Raw genomic sequence first — 16,102 nt, 5'->3', positions numbered from 1 at the left:
GACGCGCAGCGCAGCGGAGCGCCCTTTACTCCCGGCCCGGAACCGCCACACTCCGCAAAACCCCGGGCGGCCCCGGCAACCATCAAAGACACCGGCCCACCGAAGTCACCGCCCAACCCGGCCCCGGTGGGACGAGAACGGGACGTACGAGGGGACAGTCGGGGCCTCGTCGTCGTGTACCCGGGCCGCGACGGAAGCCCCGTGGCGCCCGGCCCACGGTTCGTCTCCTCCGCCGCGGCGTGACCAACTGCCGTTCACCCGACGGCTACCGCGCGCACACTGTCACACAACCCTTCATACGCCTCACGAGTCACACCCCCGGAAGCCATACCCAAAGGCCCACCCTCCGGGAGATCCACGTGCGCGTAAGAAACCTGGCCGTCACCGCCACCGTCGCGGCCCTCGCGGCGGCCGGACTCACGCTGCCCCTGGCCGGTACGGCGAGCGCCGCCCCCGCCCTGAAGGACGACTTCAACGGCGACGGCTACCGCGACCTCGCCATCGGGTCCCCCGACTCCAACTCCGTCACGGTGACCTTCGGTTCGGCGAGCGGGGTGTCGGAGGGCCGGTCCGTCACCGTCAGCCAGGACACCCCCGGCGTACCCGGCGTCACCGAGCCCGGCGACGAGTTCGGCGAGAGCGTCACCAGCGGGGACGTGAACGGCGACGGCTTCGCCGACCTGATCGTCGGCGCCCCCGGCGAGCAGGTCACCGGCAAGCCGTCCGGCTCCGTCACCGTCGTCCACGGCGGCCGGACCCCCTTCACCTCCGGCGGCCGCGCCCTGAACTCCCCCGCCGACACCACAGGACGCTTCGGCGAAGCCGCCGTCTGGACCGACCTGGACTACGACGGCTCGCCCCAACTGGCCGTCATCAGCGGCGACAACTGGTACTACTACACCGGCGCGGGCGAGAACGGGCACGTGCACGGCCTGGAGGTCGACTTCCTGCCCGAAGGCGTCCGGCTGGACGGCATGGTCGCCGGCAACTTCAAGTACAAGGACGGTGTCGGCTTCGTCCTGTACGGCGAGCGCGCGGACGGCGGCGCCTGGACCGCGCACATGAACGGCGGCGTAGGCGACTACGGCTACCGGGCCGAGGTCCTCGCCGAGGGCGGCGACCCGACGGCGACGCGCGACGCGGCCACCGCGGGCGACGTCGACGGCGACGGCTACGACGACCTGATCACCGGCAACGCACGCGACGCGGCGGGCGGCAGTGGCGGCTCGGTCACCGTGCGACGCGGCGGCGACGGCAAGTTCGGTACCCCGGTGACGTACCACCAGGGCAGCGCGGGTGTGCCGGGTGCCGACGAGGCGGGCGACGGGTTCGGCGCGGCCGTCTCCGCGGGCGACGTCACCGGCGACGGTCTCGCGGACCTCGCGGTGGGCGCGCCCGGTGAGACGGTCGACGGGGTGGCCGAAAGCGGCAGCGTCACCCTGCTCACGTCGGAGCGTGGCGCCTTCACCGCGGGCCGCGCCTGGCATCAGGAGACCGCCGGCGTGCCCGGCATCGCCGAGGACGGCGACGGCTTCGGTACGTCCGTACGCCTCAAGGACATCAACAAGAACGGCAAGGCCGACCTGGCCGCGGGCGCGCTCGGCGAGGACATCGGCACGACGCGGGACGTCGGCGCCGTGTGGGTCCTGCGCGGCACGTCGACGGGCCTGACGGCGTCCTACGCGGCCTCGTTCAACGGCACGGACTTCGGGGCCGGCGGCGCGGGGGCGGGGTTCGGGCGCACGCTGCGCTGATCCGGCCCACACCGCACTTCACCTACGTCAACTCCCGCATCCCTCACACACGTTGGAGACCTCTCCATGGCCACGTACACCCGTAACCGCCTCCTCGGCGCCGCCGCCCTCTGCGCCGCCACCGCCCTCGGCGTCACCGGCGTGACCGCGGGCAGCGCCGCGGCCGTCGACGCCCCCTCCAAGATCCGCGGCGACTACAACGGCGACGGCTACGTGGACCTCGCGGTCGGCGTGCCGAGCGCCACCGTGGACGGCAAGGCCGAGGCCGGGTACGTCAACGTCGTCTGGGGCGGCGCGTCGGGCCTCGGCAAGCACGGGTCGACGACCGTCAGCCAGTCCACGGCCGGGGTGCCGGGCACCGCGGAGGCGGGCGACGGCTTCGGGTACGCCGTCGCGTCCGACGACATGAACGGCGACGGCTACAGCGACCTGGTCGTGGGCGCGCCCGACGAGGACACCACCGTCGGCCTGAGCGTCGGTACCGTCGCCGTCGTGTGGGGCGGCGCGGGCGGCCTCAAGGGCGGCTTCACCGCCGCCAACGGGAACTTCGACAGTTCGCGGTACGGGGCGCAGCTCGCCACCGGCGACTTCGACAAGGACGGCGACAACGACATCGCCTTCAACGCCCACTTCGACGAGTCCAGCTCCGTGCGGATGCGGCCGGGACCGTTCACCGCGGGCTCGCCCGCCACGCTGGAGCGGGTCGCCGGCTGGCACTTCGCGGGCTCCACCGCCCTCGCGAGCGGTGACTTCGACGGCGACGGCGGGGACGACCTCGCCGTCTCGTACAACGGCATGGAGATCAGCGGTACGACGGTCATGAACCGCGCGTCGGGCGAGTGGAAGGAGACGTGGCGGACCTCCGACCGCACGAACACGTCGCTCGCCACCGGCGACTTCGACGGGGACGGCACGACCGACCTCGCCGTCGGCAACGTACAGCCCAACCCCGAGACCGAGCAGACCCACTGCGAGGACCGGCTCGGCGGCGCGATCCTCACCGTCTACGGCAAGAAGGACGGCGCGCTCGGCGACGGCGGCACCGCGTGCACCACCCAGTCCTCGCCCGAGGTCGGCGGCACGGCGGAGGCCGACGACAACTTCGGTGCGCACCTCGCCGCCGACGACCTCGACGGGAACGGCGGCGCCGAGCTGATCGTCGGCGCGGACGCGGAGGCCGTCGGGACCGCCCGGAACGCGGGCACGTACTGGACCCTCGCCTCGGCCGGCGCGGGCCAGCCCTTCACGGGCCCCGCCGTCAGCCAGAACACCGCGGGCGTCGCGGGCACGGCGGAGGCGGACGACCACCTCGGCGCGTCCGTCGCGACCGGCGACTACGACGGCGACTCCCGCCCCGACGTCGCGGTCGGCGCACCCGGCGAGGACGGCCGGAAGGGCGGCGTCTGGTACGCGCGGAGCCCGAAGGACGGGGGCCCGCGGCCGGAGGTCACGTCCGTGACGCCGGGGAAGCTGGGGCTCGCGGGGGCGCGTGAGTACGGGACGGTTCTCGGGCGGTAGGTGGGCGCCGTCGCCCACTCGCCACGGTCGGACTCCGGCGCGGTCGCATCACCGGCTCCGCCGAGTTCGTCCTCGAACGCCGGACGGGCCGCGATCCAACCCGGCCCGTCCCGCGGCTGACCACCGGGCCGGTCGGAACCTCCACCCCGGCCCGCCCGGCGACCGAGGCGTGAGACAACTCGGCGCCCCCGTACAACCCTTGCCCGCCACCATCGGTCTCTCCTTCGCCGACCGTGGCGTGACGCCCGGGCCAATGTCCGGTGAACACGCCCGTCGCACCCCATCGACTGCGGATGCCCGCCAGGCATCCCCGCACGCTGCAGGAGAACCGCATGGCCAAGCACAAGCGCACCTCCACCACCGGCCGCCCCAGACGTACGCGGCTCGCCGCCGCGACGGCCGTCACGGCCGCGCTGACCGGTGGACTGCTCGCCGCCACGGGAGCGACCGCCTCCGCCGCACCGGCCGAGCCGCTGCCCTCGCACGAGGCCGACTTCAACGGCGACGGCGTCGCCGACCTCGCCACCTCCGCGTTCAACGCGAACGTCGCGGGCAAGGACGGTGCGGGTCAGGTCGCCGTCACGTACGGCGGCTCGACCCTGCGCCACAAGACCTTCAGCCAGAACAGCGCGGGCGTCCCCGGCTCCGCCGAGACCGGCGACCTCTTCGGCTACGACACCGCGTACGGCGACTTCGACCGCGACGGCTACGACGACCTGGCGGTCGGCGCGCCCGGCGAGGACGTCGGCAGCGACAAGGACGGCGGCACCGCGCAGATCCTGTGGGGCTCCCCGAACGGCCTGTCCGGCGGCACCACGCTGAAGGACCCCCGCCCCGGCGGCCACGACTTCTTCGCCGCGCCCATCGAGGCCGGCGACTTCGACGGCGACGGCAGCACCGACCTCGCCGTCGGCGCCCGGTCCGGCGCGGCCACCATCGACGTGGTGAACGGCAAGATCTCCCGCTCCACGGGCACCGGCAGCGGCCACTACACGATCAAGCCCGCCATCCAGAGCGGCGAAGGTGCCGGCCCCTTCAACCTGCACTCCGGCGACGTGAACGGCGACAAGAGGGAAGACCTCATCGTCGACGGCTACTCCACCGGCGACGGCTACAACGCCAACCTGTGGGTGCCCGGCACCCCGGACGGCCTGAAGACGACCAACCAGCAGCGGCTGCCCGGCGGCATCATCACCGACGTCGGCGACACGGACAGCGACGGTTACGGCGACATCGTCATCGGTCTCGAATGGGACGACGAGATCGCCGGCGCGAACAAGGGCGGCACGGTGTACGTCGCCCACGGCGCGGCCAACGGCCCGTACGGCGAGACCCAGGTCTTCACCCAGGACACCGAGGGCGTCCCGGGGGCGGGCGAGAAGGGCGACTCCTTCGGCAACGAGCTCGACCTCGGCGACATCAACGGCGACGGCCACCTCGACCTGGTCGTCGGCGCGGCGGGCGAGGACGTCGGCGGCGTGAAGGACGCGGGCGCGGTCACCGTCATCTACGGCAAGGCGGACGGCTCGGGCCTCTCCACGAACGGCGCGGTCTTCCTCGACCAGAACACGCCGGGCGTGCCCAACTCCAACGAGACGAACGACTTCTTCGGCTCCGACGTCCACGTCGACGACCTGAACGGCGACGGGCGGGGTGACGTGACGGTCGGCGCGTACGGCGAGAACGGCACGAACGGCGCGTTCTACCCCCTGATCAGCAAGCAGGACGGCTCCCTCGCCGGTTCCGCGGGCGTCTACACGTCGACCGTGGGGATCTCGGCGACGGGAACGCCGCGGCTCGGCATGAACTTCGCCGACTGATACATGACCGGTCGCCCTCACGGCTGACCACCGGGCCCGCACCGCCGGTGCGGGCGGGCCTCTCCTCCTGACCTCCTACTTCTCCCCGGAGCCCCCATGCGCGCACGTACCCACACCCTGGCGTTGGCCGCGGCGACCGTCCTGGCCGCGACCGGCCTGACCCTCCCCTTCACGGCCACTGCCACCGCGGCCCCGGCCGCCCCGGCCACCCCCCTGAAGGCCGATTTCGACGGCGACGGATACGCGGACCTCGCCGTGGGCGTGCCCGCCGGCACCGTCGACGGCAAGGCGAAGGCGGGATACGTGAGCGTCGTCTTCGGCGGCACGGACGGCCCGGGGTCGAGCAACGTGCGGCGCATCACGCAGGCCACGGTCGAGGTGCCGGGCACACCGGAGACCGGCGACCGCTTCGGCGCGGCCGTCACCACGGCGTACATAGACGACGACAAGTACGCCGACCTCGTCATCGGCGCGCCCGGCGAGGACATCGACGGCAGGACGGACGCGGGTTCCGTCACCGTCCTCTACGGCACGGGCGACGGCTTCGCGCTGGCCAACACGGCGGGGCGGGGCGCGAAGGCAGGCGACGCGTACGGGAACGCGCTGGCCGCCGCCGACTTCACCGGCGACACGGACGTCGACCTGGCGATCGGCGGCAAGGACCAGGTCGTCCTCAACGCCAACCCGTACACCGCCGACACCTCCCCCGGCATGGCCCGCCGCATGGACGGCCGCGCCCCCGTCCTGACGACCGGCGACTTCGACTCCGACGGCCTCCCCGAGCTGGCCGTCGCGTACTACGAGCAGAACGCCACCCGCACCCAGTCCCACGTCCAGCTCTACCGCTACGACAAGAACGACGAGGTCCCCGGCGACCTCGACCTGACCTGGAGCAGCGACAACAGCGCCGCGAACGCGCTGGCCGCGGGCGACTTCAACGGCGACGGCCACGACGACCTCGCGCTCGGCAACTGCCGTGAGATCGCCGACGAGAACATCGACGACCCGTGCGGCCCCGAGGAGCTCGCCGAGGGCGGTGGCATCCACATCCACTACGGGGACGGCGACGGCCTCGTGTGGGAGGGCCAGACCCTCAACCAGGACACCCCGGGCGTCCCGGGTGTCGCCGAAAAGGGTGACGACTTCGGCGACGCGCTGGCCGCCGCGGACATCGACGGCGACGGCAGGGACGACCTGATCGCGGGCGCCCCGGGCGAGGCCATCGGCAGCGCGGCCGGCGCGGGCGCCGTCACCGTCCTCAGGGGCGGCGCGAACGGCATCCTCACCGAGGACGGCAAGGCGGTCGGCGCGGTCTCGTACCAGCAGAACTCCCCCGGCGTCCCGGGCGGCGCCGAGGCGGGCGACCGGTTCGGCGCGGCGCTCGGCTTCGCGGACCACAACGGCGACGGCGGCCCGGACCTCTCGGCCGCCGCGCCCGGCGAGAACGCGTCGGCGGGCGGCGTCTGGAACCTCCCGCACCTGGCGACCGGCACGACGGGCGCGTCGGTCGTCACCCCGAACTCGCTGGGCCTGCCGACGTCTTCGGGCCCGCTGACGTACGGAGCGTCGCTGGCGCGCTAGCACGCGTACGGGTACCCGGGGGGACCCCTCCGGGTACCCCTAGGGGTTGTCACAGGTCGGCCGCAAAGCCGCGTCTCCTCCCGAGGAGGGACGACCCCACCCCCGCAGACCAGGTACGTTCGATTCGTGGCTGGATTCAGGATCGGACGCGGCCGGGACAACCGCGCCCCGCGACCGCAACAACAACCGCGACCGCAACCGCAACCGCATCAACAACCGCGGCAGCAGCCGTACGGACAGCAGGCCCCGCAGCAGGGAGGGCAGCAGCCGTACGGCTACCCGCCTGCGCCGTCGGCCCCGCAGTACGGGGGCGGCGCACCGCAGGGCGGTGGCCGGCCCTACGGCGGCGGTGGCGGCGGCAACCAGCAGTGGCCCCAGGCGGGCGGCGGCCCCGGCAACCACGGCGAGCCGGAGTACTTCGGCGGCCCCGACGACCGCGGCCATGGCGCGCCCCAGGGCGGCTACGACCCGTACGCGGCGAACAACCCTGGGCACACGCAGGCCTTCTCCATCGGCGAGGACCCGTACACCCAGGGCGACACGTACCGCGCGGGCCAGGCGAGCGCGGCCCCCGTGGGCCCGCGCCTGCACTGGAAGGACCTGCTCCGCGGCGTCGTACTCCGCCCCGGCCCGACGTTCTTCCAGATGCGGGACTACGCGATGTGGGCCCCCGCCCTCATCGTCACGTTCCTCTACGGCACGCTGGCGATCTTCGGCTTCGACGAGGCGCGCGAGGACGCGATCAACGCGACGCTGTCGTCGGCGGTCCCGTTCGTCCTCACCACCGGCGTCGCGATCACCATCAGCGCGTTCGTCCTGGGCGTGGTCACCCACACCCTCGCCCGCCAGCTCGGCGGCAACGGCGCGTGGCAGCCGACGGTCGGCCTCTCCATGCTGATCATGTCGCTGACGGACGCGCCGCGCGTGATCGTGGCGATGTTCCTCGGCGGCGGCCAGCCCTTCGTCCAGCTCCTCGGCTGGGCGACGTGGCTCGCGGCGGGCGCGCTGCTCACGACGATGGTCAGCAAGTCCCACGACCTGCCGTGGCCGAAGGCGCTGGGCGCGTCGACGATCCAGCTGCTGGCGATTCTGTCGATCATCAAGCTGGGCACGTTCTAGAAGTACGAGGCACGAACGAGCAGAGCGCACGAACAAACAGGGCGCACGAACGAGCAGGGCCCGGGGGACTTCCGTCCCCCGGGCCCTGCTCGTTCACGCCTGCTCAGGCGTCGAGAACCTGCCCCTGCCGCTTCACGACGGGAGGCTCGACACTCCACGGGAAGTTGATCCACTCGTCGGTGCGCTTCCACACGTACTCGCACTTCACGAGGGAGTGCGACTTCTCGTAGATGACGGCGGACCGCACCTCGGCGACGTGGTCGAGGCAGAAGTCGTGTACGAGCTTCAGCGTCTTGCCGGTGTCGGCGACGTCGTCGGCGATCAGCACCTTCTTGTCGGTGAAGTCGATGACGTTGGGAACGGGCGCGAGCATCACCGGCATCTCGAGCGTCGTTCCCACCCCCGTATAGAACTCGACGTTCACCAGGTGGATGTTCTTGCAGTCGAGTGCGTACGCGAGGCCGCCCGCGACGAAGACGCCACCGCGGGCGATGGAGATGATCACGTCGGGCTGGTACCCGTCGTCGGCGACGGCCTGCGCGAGCTCGCGCACCGCATGGCCGAACTTGTCGTACGTAAGGTTCTCGCGCACGTCACTCATGCTGGATGTCACACCTGGGTCCGATGGAAGTTGAGGAAGGAACGGGAGGCGGTGGGGCCCCGCTGTCCCTGATAACGCGATCCGTACCGCTCCGACCCGTAGGGGGCCTCGGCGGGTGAGGTGAGCCGGAACATGCAGAGCTGCCCGATCTTCATCCCGGGCCAGAGCTTGATCGGCAGAGTCGCCAGGTTCGACAGCTCAAGGGTCACGTGCCCGCTGAAGCCCGGGTCGATGAACCCGGCGGTGGAGTGCGTGACGAGCCCGAGCCGCCCGAGGCTGGACTTGCCCTCGAGCCGACTGGCGAGATCATCGGGCAGGGAGATGACCTCGTACGTCGAGGCGAGCACGAACTCCCCGGGGTGGAGGATGAACGGCTCGTCGCCCTCGGGCTCCACGAGCCGCGTCAGGTCGGCCTGCTCGACGGAGGGGTCGATGTGGGGGTAGCGGTGATTCTCGAACACCCGGAAGTAGCGGTCCAGCCGCACGTCGATGCTCGAGGGCTGCACCATGGATTCGTCGTACGGGTCGATCCGCACCCGTCCGGAGTCGATCTCGGCCCGGATGTCCTTGTCTGAGAGAAGCACGCACCGAGGATACGCAGAGCGCGCGGGCCGCCCCCAATCGGACGGACCCGCGCGCCTCGGTGCTCGTGTTCTACCGTCGCTGCAGGGTCACCGGCACGGCGTGCCGGAGCCGGGCACACCGCGGGCAGCGGATGAGCCGGCCGGGACCGAGCCGGTCCGCCTTCTGCATCGGGAACGAAGCGGTGCTGAACACGTGCCCTTCGGCACATCGGACGACGGTGTGCTCCATCAAGTCCTCGAGTCCCTTCCCCAGTCGTAGGTGAGCTCGTACGTACCCGTACCACCCGTACCAACTCGTCTCACGCTCGCCTCCGAGCCGACGACGAAAGGCCACATTACGGTATGAAAGGGACGCTCATCCAGGCGGCACGACCGCGTGCCACGGTACGCCCCAACTCCCTGCGGACGCACGGCACGTCCCCCTCCCGGACAGCACTCGGGCCCCGCGGCGAGAGCGCCGGGGGCCCGGGATGAGGTAGAGTGTGCGACGTTACGACACCGGTTCATACGGCGTCTTTCGCGGGTGTAGTTTAGTGGTAGAACATCAGCTTCCCAAGCTGAGAGTGCGAGTTCGATTCTCGTCACCCGCTCCACGAAGAAGGCCCAGGTCATCGACCCGGGCCTTTCTGCTGTCCGCTTCCGCTCAGCCGTCGCGTGCCACATCCGTGTCAGTCCCTCACGTGGCCGGGAGCTGGTACGACAGGACGTAGGCGTCCGCCGCCATGACGGTGTCGCAGACCTCCACAGCCCGCCCTTCCGTGTCGTACGCGGTGCGGACCAAGTGGATCACGGGTACACCGGAGGCCAGCCGGAGCGTCTTCACCTCGGACGGTGCGGGCATCCGGGCCCGGATCTCCTCGTCGAAGTGGTCGAGATGGTGGCCCAGTTCTTCCAGGCGGGCGTAGATGCCGCCGGGACCGGGGTTGGGTTCGGCGATCTGCGTACCGCGTGCGATGTCGAGCGGGAGGTACGAGGCGGCGAACTCGACCGGCCGGCCGTCGAGCAGATACCGCCGCCGACGAGCGAGCACCCGCCGCACCGAGCCAAGCCGGGTGGAGATGTCCTGACTGGCCTTCTCCTCCTTGACCTCCAGGCTGTCCACCTGGGGGTGACTGCCCGCAGCGTCGGCCTCGACGATGAAGGCGGACTTGCCCTGCTCACGGTGGCGCCGGGCGAAGCGGTCGGAGGCGAGCCGTCGCACGGGAGGCCGCGGTCGTACGAAGACCAGTCCTCTTCCTGCCCCTCGCACACTGGCGGGCGGCAGAACTCCCAGCCTGCGCACACGACTTCAAGCCCCGGCAGCCGGGCTGAGTTACAACTTTCTCTACTGGTTCAAGGCGGCTCGCTCCGCTCCCCGCGCGCGGTACGGCCCCCGGCCGGGCCTGCGCTCCTGTCTCCGCCCCGCTCCAGCCCGGCCGGCGCCCGTGCCGCGCTCAAAGCATGCAGCCGCCTGATGCCAGAGAAGGCGTACGTCGTGGCTGGGGCGGTCGGTTACGCGGTTTTACGGAGCCACTTTGGCGCGAGCCTCGAAGATCATGGCCCCAACGTCGTGCTTTACCGGGCAGGTCCACAGACTGCCCGACGCGCCGGAAGCTTACGGGGCCATGATCACTCGCGCCAAAGCAGCGCCACCCCAAAGCCGCTCCGCCGACCTACGGCTGCACCTGCACCAATTCTGTACGGCGAGGAATACCTCTGTAGACAGCGAACGGGATAAGGGAAAAACCAGGATGCTGAGGCAGGTCGATAAAGCCGATCCTACCGAGGTTACGCATTTGAGCATTCATGGTCTCGGCGAATAGTCCACGATTAATGTCTCCGCCGGGATTGTAGAAGTTCATATCGGGCAGTTCGGTTTCTTCGGTTCCGTAGCTTCCGATGCTGCCGACTAGTGTCCAATCGTGTCGCTCCGTGCCGTAGCGGGCGAAAAGAATCTCTGCCTCTGTATCGAGATATTGACGCCCCTCCTGGAGGCGTGCGCTGATCAGGGCGCCCTCGGCTGGGGTCATGTTCATGTGCAAGCCTGGGGTGAATACCCCCTTTGAGATCTGCACGAAAGATCGGAGAGTGTTCCCGTCCGTTCCGTTGACCGCTGGGAAGTCCGGGATTGCATCCTCCAGCTGGACGGCGCTGACCTCTCCGTTCTTTGCTGCCCTCGGGCGTTGCTGGCTCTGCTTACCCTTTCCTGTCCGCTGTGGCTCGTTAGACGGCGAGGCCCCGATTCCCTTAAGTCCGACATTCACATGGCCGAAGGCTGCGAACGCGGCGGCCGCATACCTGGTGTCGAATAGGGACCCTGGGGCTGTGATTCGGACGAGTGATCCCGGGGGGTATTTGGTCTTCAAGCTACCTGATTCCCAGGCGTCGGCATCCGATGCTTCCTCTGAGATGTCATGTAGAAGGAGTTCGGATTCCAACGCTTCTTCAAGTGTTGGGAAGAGTGCGTCGCCGAGGGACTTGTTTGTGTAGCTCTCACTGCCGGTTCCCTGTAGCTGCTGAGCTGCCGAGCGCGGGCCGAAAGTGGTTCTCTTCTCTTTGCGTTCCGTTTCGCGCGATTCTTCCGCGATTCCGCCGTCGAGTTGAGCGAGTAGGGCGCGCACCTTATCGGTGTCGACGTAGAGGAACTCACGTAGGATCATTGGTCTCTCCTCGCCTTGCACGTTCTTCGCGGGCTCGACCGCGGCCCCATGTGACGAGATTGAACACCCAACCTGCGCAGGTGTCTCGATTTTCGCAAAAGGTGATCCTCTGCCGTACTTGCCCGTGTCGGCGCTCGAGGGTCGGCGCGCTCGGATCCCTGGGCCGTCCCTGGGCCGTCCGAGGGCGACCAACGCCGACAGTCGGCACCCACAGGTGACCACCCCCACCCCGCTCTGGCCTGGGCACCCTGAGTTGATCTGCCACGCTGGAAGGGTTATGCCGAAGCCCGGAGAACTGATCTGACATGCGCTAATCCCGTGACCGGGAGGTGCACTTCATCCTCTCCAGGCGGGCGGACGATGGCTGGCGGATCTGCCAGACGTTGTGGAGGTGTAGCGGTCGGCATGTCTGGTGGACCTGGGCCGACCGGCTGGACGAGCCCGTGGAGCCCTGCCCAATGCCGGAGCTCTTACCCTGACATCCAACGTTGACATCAACGCCCCCGGACGACGGCGACCCTCGGCACCCAGATGCGGCACCGGTGGCTGAGCCGGGCTCCATCCAGGGCGACAGGGGATCAAACTCCTAAAGCGCCTGTCACCGGTTCTCGTTCAGAAGCGGCAGCACACGAAAAACCGGCCCGCACGAGATCAAGGGCCGGTCGTTCGCAGGGCTGGCCAGAATGGAATCTCAGCGAGCCGTGCGCCGAAGCCTTCTCAGCCGGGCCCAGCGGTGCTGGTGAATACGGCATCCCAGCAACAGACCGCGTGCGTTGTTCCGGCATCCCGTGCCATCACGAGTCGCAGCACCACAGTAAGTCGGCACCTGAAATGCGAAGTACAGGACGCTCGCGCCAGCAAGGACTAGGGCCAACGCCACGCCCTCAGTCATCCAAACGGCTGGCGACAGCACAGACGTTGCGTAGCCCCAGTACGAGCGAAGCCCACCAAGGCTGTCCGGAAATGCTAGCCGCACATGAGAACGGGGCCTCCGCCTTCGCTCCCTCGCGCCGGCTCCTGTATCCGCTGTACGGAAGATGTCTCGCATCCGCCAGGACGCTCCGACAACGATGGAGATCGCAGAGATCAGTTGCAGCAGCTTTCCAGGGCGATCTTCGAGGCCAGCAAGCCACTCCTCTTCGTACCGCTGAGCCATCGAAGCATCAGTGATGCGCCGCGCAGACCAACGCACCAACTTACGAGCCAGCCAGGGACAGACGTCAATCGCCTCGTTGACGACGGCACCTAGCACGAGAGGGACGAGGATCTCGAGCGCGCTCACCAGGCGTACCCCCAACGGAGCATCAGCCGTAGGGCAGGCCGTAGTCTGCCCCCACTCCGTGCGGAGGGTAGTTCGCCTCGCCTCTCCAACACGGTGGCCCTGCTTGCTGCGGCCCCGTCACTGGTGAGGGAGTAGAAGCGCCGCCGAGGGCGACCTTCCTCAGGGTGCTCATCCTCCCAACGGCTCTCCAGCCATCCGGCCTGTTCCAGGCGGGCAAGGATGGGATACACACTGCCCGTCGGCCTTCCTGCAGCTCTGGCCACAGCGAACCCGTGCAGCTCGCCGGAGGTCAGGAACGCCTCCATGACGTCGAGCATCGCCGACGTGATCCGAAAGGGTTGCTCCATAGGCTAACTCTACATATATAGCAGAAGAGTTGGGGGCACTTTTCGCGACTGCTCGTGGCGCACGTCCGGCTACGGCGGTACCGACGCGGCCTTGAGGTAGGTCACAGGTCATGTGCCAAATCCGTGCCAGATCCTGCGGGGAATCACGGGGAACACCGGGCAGCAAGGGGGCGCCCGTTCGCGCACCAGCACAGCTCCACCGCAGGTCAGCAAGACAAGCGCCCATAGATCACCTCAGCTTCCCAAGCTGAGAGTGCGAGTTCGATTCTCGTCACCCGCTCTTACTCGAACCCCCGGGTCATGGACCCGGGGGTTTCTTGCTGCCCCGCTGCGTTCGTACGTGGCGACGGGCAGTTGGCGTGCACAGCCCTGGTCTTTCCGTCAGAGAGGCAGGTCGTCGGGCAGTACGCGAAAAGCCTTGTGGCGGCCCAGGGGTCGTACGGCGCGGAAGTCCCGGCGGTCGAGGGTGAGGATCGCGTCCGTGTCGTAGTCGGCGGCGAGCGCGACATTCACCGCGTCCGTGAGGTCGAGGTCCAGTGCGCCGTGGCGCGCCCTGACCGCTTGGGCGGCGCCCAAGTGATCGTCCGTGATCTCGGGGGCGATGACGCGGCCTCGACCCATCCACCGCCTGATGTCGTCGATCGCGCTGAGCGCGGCCTCCCTGCCGAGTTCGCGCGTCGCTACGTGGTCGAGTTCGGCGAGCAGAAGCGGGGACATGACGAGGAGGCCGGCAGCCAGGATCGCCTCGTTCGCCGCCTCGTGTTCGGGGTGCGTGGAGTCCAGAGCGGCCAGCAACCCGGAAGTGTCCGCGACGACGATGATCACGCGGCGGTTCCGGAGTCCGTGTCGCGATCACTCCGTACCGCGTCAGCGACCGTCTCGCGGACCTCGGCCTTGGACGGCGTGCGTCCCGAGCCTGTGAAAGTGCGCGAGAACAGGGGCTCGTCCCAGACACGGTTTGCCATGGCAGCGAGGTGGATGCCCTGGCGGATGATCTCCGCCTCGCTTATGCCTCGGCGCTTGGCGGCTTCCTTGATGATCGCCAAGTCGTCGGGATCGGCATAGACGTTCGTACGCTTCATGGACATGTACCAATGTTAGTCCATGTACCAGGTTGGGACATGTCAGGACGCGCAGGAGCGCGGCGTGGTCTTCGGGGATGCCGCTCAGAGCGCCGTCGGGCGGTCCTCGATGTCGCGGAGGATCGTGGGGGCGTTCGCGGCGGCCGTCCTGGTGCGCTCCTTCGACCTCTTCAGGCGGCGTCGCCAGGTCAGGCGGGAACGCTGTGGGTGCCACAGGGACTGGTAGACGAGTTCCGTGGCTCCGGAGAACGCGTCCATGTACGTCGTGGACACGCCTCCGCCGAACTCCGGGTCAGGGTTGCGCTCCCACTCGCGGCGGCTCTCCAGGTAGATGGCCACGCGTGTTTTCACGTACCAGCCCGAGACCTCGCGAGGCACTCCCGCCGCCATGGCGGCCGACTCGAAGGCGTGGACCGCTGTGCGCAGTTGCGGCCATTCGTTGTCCCTGCCGTGAGCCCAGTGCGCCTGCTCAAGGGTCGCCATGGCCTCGCGGGCGGTGGCACGAGCCCGGCGGCGTTCCGGGCCGGCCGACACGTACTGCGTCACGACGGCGCCGACACTGCCGGCTCCGAGCAGCTGGATCAGGGAGGCTAGATCGGCCATGCACGGACGGTACAGCGTCCGGTGCTTCTGCGATCCCTCACCTGTGAAGGGCCCTGATGCTGAACGATCACGGGGCTTGTGGTGTCGAGCATCGTCGTCCAGTACACGGACCTTCTGCGGACCAGCGCCTACGAGGACGGGCCGCCCGACCCGGGTATCAACCGGCTCCGCCGCCGGACGCCATCCAGGCGACTTGCGACACCGTCCGCGACCTGCACGGCGGTCACAACGGCGGGGTCGTCCTGATGATGGAAGAGAGCCGGATTCCCCCGCCGAACGAGGCTGCGGGCGTACGCTTCTGGCATGGAGCCGCAGGGGTACGACGAAGCCCTCGGCCTGGTGTCGACCGCACGAGGACGTGCCTCCCGCGCGCTCGACCGGGCGGAGAGGGCCGCGGCCTCGGCCGCCCGGCACGAACACCTCGCGGCGTCCGATCCAGACCCCGACTGCAGGAAGTTCCACACGCACGTCGCCCAGACCCACCGGCGGTCGGCCGCCTGCCACCGCTCCTTCGCCGTCCTGCACGCCGCCTTCGCCGACCGTACGTCGGCGTGGGTCCGGGGCAAGGGGAGCCGGCCCCGCTTCATGACCGGCGTGGCGGAGGCGCTGGGCACGGCAAGCGCCGCGATCACGCTGGTCGACTCCGCGCAGAACCAGCTGGCGGTCGCTGTCTCCGACGAACCCGCCCTGTCCGCCCAGGACTTGGAGTTCGTCCTGGGCGAGGGGCCGAGCCGCGACGCGGCGTACGAGCGCCGTCCGGTCCATTCGGCGGGCGCGCAGATCGAGCGGCGCTGGCCCGGGTACGGCCCGGTGTTCACCTCCATGGGTTTCACGTCGGTGCTCGCCGTCCCCCTGGAGACGCAGGCCGGCTGCTTCGGTTCCCTGGCGGTGTTCGACCCACGCGCGGGGCTCCTGAGGTCCACCGACCTCGCGGAGGTCACCGCCGCCCTCACCCGCATCGTGCTGCTGGGGCCGGACGCCGATCCGGAACTGTACGGCGGCACGGACCACAGGGACGTCGTGCAGCAGGCGGTGGGCGTCCTCTCCGTGCGGATCGGCTGCGGCATCGCCGACGCACTGGCACTGATCAAGGCACGGGCGTTCGCCGACGAGACGACGACCGCGGCCATCGCCCGGCGGATCCTGAACGGAGATCCGTATCCCTGAATTCC

13 protein-coding genes, 1 tRNA gene and 1 pseudogene are annotated in these 16,102 nt (G+C 69.6%); 7 read left to right on the top strand and 8 right to left on the bottom strand.

The window, feature by feature from the left end; genetic code table 11:
• Nucleotides 1–359: 359 nt before the first annotated feature.
• From DEJ47_RS19745 to DEJ47_RS19725, 5 genes are all read left to right on the top strand, one after another.
• Complete coding sequence (locus DEJ47_RS19745; RefSeq protein WP_150170148.1) at nucleotides 360–1,754, top strand: FG-GAP-like repeat-containing protein; 1,395 nt, start codon at nucleotides 360–362, stop codon at nucleotides 1,752–1,754.
• Nucleotides 1,755–1,820: 66 nt separating this feature from the next.
• The gene (locus tag DEJ47_RS37380; protein WP_150170146.1) at nucleotides 1,821–3,272 is read left to right on the top strand and encodes an FG-GAP-like repeat-containing protein; all 1,452 of its coding nucleotides are present in this window, start codon (nucleotides 1,821–1,823) and stop codon (nucleotides 3,270–3,272) included.
• A gap of 332 nt (nucleotides 3,273–3,604) precedes the next feature.
• The gene (locus DEJ47_RS19735) at nucleotides 3,605–5,092 is read left to right on the top strand and encodes an FG-GAP-like repeat-containing protein (protein WP_150170144.1); all 1,488 of its coding nucleotides are present in this window, start codon (nucleotides 3,605–3,607) and stop codon (nucleotides 5,090–5,092) included.
• A gap of 96 nt (nucleotides 5,093–5,188) precedes the next feature.
• Nucleotides 5,189–6,673, top strand: coding sequence for an FG-GAP-like repeat-containing protein (locus DEJ47_RS19730; RefSeq protein WP_150170142.1), 1,485 nt, complete (start codon nucleotides 5,189–5,191; stop codon nucleotides 6,671–6,673).
• A 126-nt stretch (nucleotides 6,674–6,799) separates the two neighbouring features.
• Nucleotides 6,800–7,792 carry a Yip1 family protein gene (locus DEJ47_RS19725; protein WP_150170139.1) on the top strand — a complete coding sequence of 331 codons (993 nt, stop codon included), beginning with the start codon at nucleotides 6,800–6,802 and terminating at the stop codon, nucleotides 7,790–7,792.
• A gap of 103 nt (nucleotides 7,793–7,895) precedes the next feature.
• Here DEJ47_RS19725 and DEJ47_RS19720 read toward each other — a convergent pair whose 3' ends face one another.
• Together DEJ47_RS19720 and dcd are read right to left on the bottom strand one after the other, a co-directional pair.
• Nucleotides 7,896–8,393: a phosphoribosyltransferase gene (locus DEJ47_RS19720; RefSeq protein ID WP_150170137.1), complete on the bottom strand. Its 498-nt coding sequence runs from the start codon at nucleotides 8,391–8,393 to the stop codon at nucleotides 7,896–7,898.
• A gap of 8 nt (nucleotides 8,394–8,401) precedes the next feature.
• Nucleotides 8,402–8,977 (bottom strand): dCTP deaminase, encoded by a 576-nt coding sequence (dcd, locus tag DEJ47_RS19715; RefSeq protein ID WP_055565996.1) that lies wholly within the window; start codon nucleotides 8,975–8,977, stop codon nucleotides 8,402–8,404.
• A gap of 519 nt (nucleotides 8,978–9,496) precedes the next feature.
• On the opposite strand from dcd, the gene DEJ47_RS19710 reads away from it, so the two are divergent.
• Nucleotides 9,497–9,570 (top strand) — tRNA-Gly (locus tag DEJ47_RS19710).
• Nucleotides 9,571–9,653: 83 nt separating this feature from the next.
• On the opposite strand, the pseudogene DEJ47_RS19705 reads toward DEJ47_RS19710, so the two are convergent.
• From DEJ47_RS19705 to DEJ47_RS19680, 6 genes and pseudogenes are all read right to left on the bottom strand, one after another.
• Nucleotides 9,654–10,214 (bottom strand): annotated as a pseudogene (locus tag DEJ47_RS19705) (UTRA domain-containing protein); the annotation flags it as partial.
• 415 nt (nucleotides 10,215–10,629) lie between these two features.
• Complete coding sequence (locus tag DEJ47_RS19700) at nucleotides 10,630–11,616, bottom strand: hypothetical protein (protein WP_150170135.1); 987 nt, start codon at nucleotides 11,614–11,616, stop codon at nucleotides 10,630–10,632.
• 1,278 nt (nucleotides 11,617–12,894) lie between these two features.
• On the bottom strand, nucleotides 12,895–13,203 hold the full coding sequence (locus DEJ47_RS19695; RefSeq protein ID WP_223828718.1) for a PadR family transcriptional regulator: 309 nt from the start codon (nucleotides 13,201–13,203) through the stop codon (nucleotides 12,895–12,897).
• A gap of 423 nt (nucleotides 13,204–13,626) precedes the next feature.
• On the bottom strand, nucleotides 13,627–14,070 hold the full coding sequence (locus DEJ47_RS19690) for a PIN domain-containing protein (protein ID WP_150170133.1): 444 nt from the start codon (nucleotides 14,068–14,070) through the stop codon (nucleotides 13,627–13,629).
• The gene (locus DEJ47_RS19685) at nucleotides 14,067–14,333 is read right to left on the bottom strand and encodes a CopG family transcriptional regulator (protein ID WP_150170131.1); all 267 of its coding nucleotides are present in this window, start codon (nucleotides 14,331–14,333) and stop codon (nucleotides 14,067–14,069) included. The genes DEJ47_RS19690 and DEJ47_RS19685 overlap by 4 nt, the downstream gene beginning before the upstream one ends.
• A gap of 78 nt (nucleotides 14,334–14,411) precedes the next feature.
• Entirely contained in the window at nucleotides 14,412–14,930 is a 519-nt protein-coding gene (locus tag DEJ47_RS19680; RefSeq protein WP_150170129.1) for a hypothetical protein, read from the bottom strand.
• Nucleotides 14,931–15,233: 303 nt separating this feature from the next.
• Between DEJ47_RS19680 and DEJ47_RS19675 the strand changes: the two genes are divergently transcribed.
• On the top strand, nucleotides 15,234–16,097 hold the full coding sequence (locus tag DEJ47_RS19675; protein ID WP_150170127.1) for a GAF and ANTAR domain-containing protein: 864 nt from the start codon (nucleotides 15,234–15,236) through the stop codon (nucleotides 16,095–16,097).
• Nucleotides 16,098–16,102: the final 5 nt, after the last annotated feature.

Source organism: Streptomyces venezuelae (genome assembly GCF_008642355.1).
Taxonomy (GTDB): domain Bacteria; phylum Actinomycetota; class Actinomycetes; order Streptomycetales; family Streptomycetaceae; genus Streptomyces; species Streptomyces venezuelae_B.
This window is presented reverse-complemented; position numbering and strand designations above follow the sequence as displayed.